General features: G+C 46.9%; 2 protein-coding genes. Both read left to right on the forward strand.

Annotated elements, in window-relative coordinates; genetic code table 11:
• Positions 1-261 precede the first annotated feature (261 nt).
• Positions 262-1,467, forward strand: coding sequence for an FISUMP domain-containing protein (locus BGX12_RS15030; protein ID WP_109736832.1), 1,206 nt, complete (start codon positions 262-264; stop codon positions 1,465-1,467).
• A 506-nt stretch (positions 1,468-1,973) separates the two neighbouring features.
• Positions 1,974-2,930, forward strand: coding sequence for a PD-(D/E)XK nuclease family transposase (locus tag BGX12_RS15040; RefSeq protein WP_109736834.1), 957 nt, complete (start codon positions 1,974-1,976; stop codon positions 2,928-2,930).
• The last annotated feature ends 462 nt before the right edge of the window (positions 2,931-3,392 follow it).

Raw genomic sequence — 3,392 nt, forward strand, 5'->3', positions numbered from 1 at the left:
TCTCGGTTAAGTCTCATCGCTTGTCCTTTTCTTGGTCGAAAACGCAAGTTAGAAACCTAACCATCCCTAGAATTCACTTTCTAGGGATTTTTTTTGTTTTCAGCCTAGATCGGATTTACTTGACGATGAGAATCCGCGCATTAAAAAAAAGCCCAAGCCGCGTCTAAAAAATCAGCAAGGAAAATTTGCTCGTGATGACTGCAAAATCGGCATCCTTCAACAGCACAAGATTTGCATAGACACATTTAACAGAGTTTTAACATGAACACTTTCAAGAAAATCACAATCACCAGCGCGGTCGCTTTTGCGCTGTTCGCCTTTAACGCCTGCGGCGATGACTCCAACTCCACCAGCGCATCTGGTGAAAACAGTTCCCTGAGTTCCGCTGTTGAGGACGATGAATCGTCCTCCAGCATCAACGGCGACTCTTCCTCTTCTGTCACTCCGGGTTCTTCTTCAAGTGTCATCCCGAGCGATAGCGAAGATTCTAACAGTTCCTCTAGCGTAAAAGTCAATGGAAAGTCAAGTTCTTCTGTGAACAAGGTTGTAAGCAGTTCGTCAAATACTAATGATGTTTCCTCCAGCTCTCGTAGAGCAAAATGTGAAAACGATTCTGTTTTTGTTGATACCGTGGCAAACTACATTGTTACCTATAAGTGCGTAGATGGTGCTTGGGATGTTTTAGAAATGATTAAAATTGATGTTGAAGTTCCTGACCCTCATTACGATATGTCTGAGCAATTTAAGTTTAATAGTATGGAAAATAAAAATGCAGGTGAAGATTTTACCGACTCTCGAGATGGTCAGATATATAAAACAATCAACATCCTAAAGCCTTCGTCAAATGAGATTGCCTTCCGAGCTTTTGCCGAAAATCTAAACTTCGGAACTCAAATCAAAAGTAACGAAATCAACTCCGACGATTCTAAGGTGGAGAAATATTGTTATAACGACGATTCCTGGTACTGTGATAACGGATTTGGAGGACTCTACACCTGGAGCGAGGCCATGGGGTTCCACAAGGCCTGTGACACGACTTTTGTTGGAACAACGGAAAGCTGCCCCGACATGATTGATACCACTGCAGAACATTATTCTAATCCAGAATTGGCTTTTAATTATGCTCAGCACAGGGGAATTTGCCCCGAAGGGTGGCATATCATGAATTTAAATGAGTGGAAGGTGATGAAAGAAAAATCAGATCGCTCGCTAAAATCTAGGCTTGTTTGGGGAGGTTCTGATGCCTATAACTCCACAGGCATGTCTGCCTTGCCTGTAGGAAAAGTTGATGCAGGTGAATTTAAGTATTTCGGAGAACACACATATTTCTGGCATCCAAAAGAATTCGCTACCGATGAACGAGGGGCAAAATCAACGTTGATTGCCGACAATCTGTGGAACATTGAATCCAATGCAGATAAATCCTATGCGTATTCTGTTCGCTGTGTAGAAAACTACAAAAAGTAAAAATTTTAACTAAGACGAAAGTTGTCTTTTGGGTTTTTATGCCAAACTTTAAGAAGAATCCCAAGCCGCGTCTAAGAAAATCAGCAAGGAAAATTTGCTCGTGATGACTGCAAGATCGGCATCCATCAACACCGCAAGATTTGCATAGACACACCGACGGAAGCCGACATGAAAGCCTTCAAGAAAAACATCCCTGTCGGTTCCACATTGCTTTCGCGTTAGGCCCCGCCGCCCGTATGGGTTAGGACTCGCGCGGCGCTTGCCTTGTGCAGTTTCAAGGAGCGCGAGGCTGAACGAACGACTCGCATCGCGAGTCGATAGCGCAAGGGGCCGGCCCGCCAGGGCAACGCCCAAAACATAGCCCTCTGTCGCCTATAGTTTGCAAAGTGAAATTTTTTTTGCGCCCCGCCTTGACACCGCCCAAATTTTTGTATAAATTTAATAGTGAACAAAAGAACACTAATCAAACCGTCGCTTTTTCAAGCCTGTAGCGACTGGAGGAAAGTATGAATAGAAGCCAATTCTGGGCCATGGCCCGTGATCTCAAGGAACATCCCGAGAATCTCCCCAAGTACCGTGAAATCTATAGGAATGTCTATCCGTTCAGCGATGGCATCTTCAAGATGCTGATGGCAAGCGAAGGCAAGCCGGAGCGAACGATCAAGTTTTTGAACGCCATGCTCGGGCTAACCGGGAACAAGGCGATTACGAAGTTCACCCTGGGCGTTCAGGAACAGCCTGGCGTAATGGACAACAAGACCAACATTTTTGACATTTACGGATACAATCAGGCGAATGAACCCGTGGTCATCGAGGTGCAGCAGAATTTCAACACGCTGTTCATGGACCGTCTGGTTTATTACACATCTCGCATCGTGAATAACCAGGTGAAGAAAAACAAGAGTTACGAGCTGCCGCATATCTATGTGCTTTCGCTGCTTGTGGATGACCAGTTCCCGCTGGAGCCTGACACTTATTTTCATCAGTGCCAGGTAATGCGGAACCGCAAATATCCATTCAAGAAGATTGATGTGTTCCTTGTGGAAATGTCGAAGTTCTTCCGCATGGACGACCGTCTGCAAGAAGAAAATCGCCGGGAGGAAGCCCGTGATGTGTCGCCCCGCGCAGAAATGCTGCGGCTCTTTCGCGATGTGTTGGAAGACAAGACCATCGACGAGGAAAAAGCGGGAAATCTCCTTGACGAAGACTTCGCAAAAGATGTATCTTTTGTGGGGTACACCGATGAACTTTTACTCCTGGAGGTAGATAACATGACTGACATGCTTTACGAAAAGCAGGGCTCCTACCTGCAGGGAAAGGAAGAAGGTCGCAACGAAGGTCTTTCCCTGGGGCGCGACGAAGAAAAGCGCGAACTTGCCAAAGGGTTTCGCGATGATGGAATTCCGCTGGAAATCATTTCTAAGCGAACAGGCCTTACTCCCGAAGAAATCAAGGCCCTGTAAAAGAGACCACGCCATCATAGGCGCAGTCTCGCACCTGCGTCAAGAGCAGTTCCGCCCTGCTTTTGCGTTAGGCCCCGCAGGCCCGCATGGGGCCGGACTCGCGCGGCGCTTGCCTCGTGCAGTCGCAGGTCGCGCGAGTCTGAACGAACGACTCGCTTCGCGAGTCGATAGCGCAAGGGGCCGGCCCGCCAGGGCAACGCCCAAAACATCGCCCCCTGTCGCCTATAGTTTGCAAAGTGAAAATTTTTTCGCGCCCTGCCTTGACACCGCCCAAACTTTTGTATAAATTTAGTAGTGAACAAAAGAACACTAATCAAACCGTCGCTTTTTTAGCATGTAGCGACAGGAGGAAAAATGAATAGAAAGATCAAGCCCATCGAGGAGTTGACCATCAGGGACAACTTCATGTTCGTAAAAGTCTTCAGCGACGAGGAAATCGCCAAGCCGTTTCTCAAGGCCCTT

Origin of the sequence: Fibrobacter sp. UWR4 (assembly GCF_003149045.1) — a bacterium.
Lineage (GTDB): Bacteria > Fibrobacterota > Fibrobacteria > Fibrobacterales > Fibrobacteraceae > Fibrobacter.

Coding starts and splice junctions, on each gene's coding strand:
- BGX12_RS15030 (WP_109736832.1), top strand. CDS start 262: ATGAACACTTTCAAGAAAATCACAATCACCAGCGCGGTCGCTTTTGCG.
- BGX12_RS15040 (WP_109736834.1), top strand. CDS start 1,974: ATGAATAGAAGCCAATTCTGGGCCATGGCCCGTGATCTCAAGGAACAT.